Below are 542 nucleotides of genomic sequence, written 5' to 3' on the forward strand. Positions count from 1 at the left end.
CAGGCCACGCGAGCCGACAAAAAACGCATCAAGGAACTCGAACGCGACCTGCTGCGCAAGGAGCGCGCCCTGGCCGAGACCGCCGCCTTGCTGGTCTTGTCAAAAAAAGTCGAGGCGATCTTCCACAAGGGCGAGGACGAATGATCGGCCTCGAAGATCGCCAGACGCTGGCCCGAGACATCGAGATTGCCCACAGCGCAGGCGCGCGACTGCGCCTGGCCTGCGAGGTCGCCGGCATCGATGAGCGCACCCTGCAGCGCTGGAAGGCCCGCAAAGGCCTCACGGCGGGCGATGGCAGGCCGCTGGCCGTGCGCCCGACGCCCAGCCATGCCCTGAGCGAGGCCGAGCGTGCGCGGCTGCTTGCCGTGGCCAACGAGCCGCGCTTTTGCGCCGTGCCGCCAGCGCGCATCGTGCCCATGCTGGCCGATGAAGGCATCTACCTGGCCAGCGAGTCCAGCTTTGCCCGGGTGCTGCGCGATGCGGGGCAAAACGCCCACCGTGGGCGCGCCAAGGCGCCCAAGGCCGTGCGCCCGCCCACTACG

General features: G+C 69.4%; 1 pseudogene. It reads left to right on the forward strand.

The features are described from left to right. Window positions 1–542: pseudogene (locus PYV55_RS16005) on the forward strand (IS3-like element ISAzo10 family transposase); the annotation flags it as partial.

It is taken from the genome of Extensimonas soli (genome assembly GCF_029211265.1).
Lineage (GTDB): Bacteria > Pseudomonadota > Gammaproteobacteria > Burkholderiales > Burkholderiaceae_C > Extensimonas > Extensimonas soli.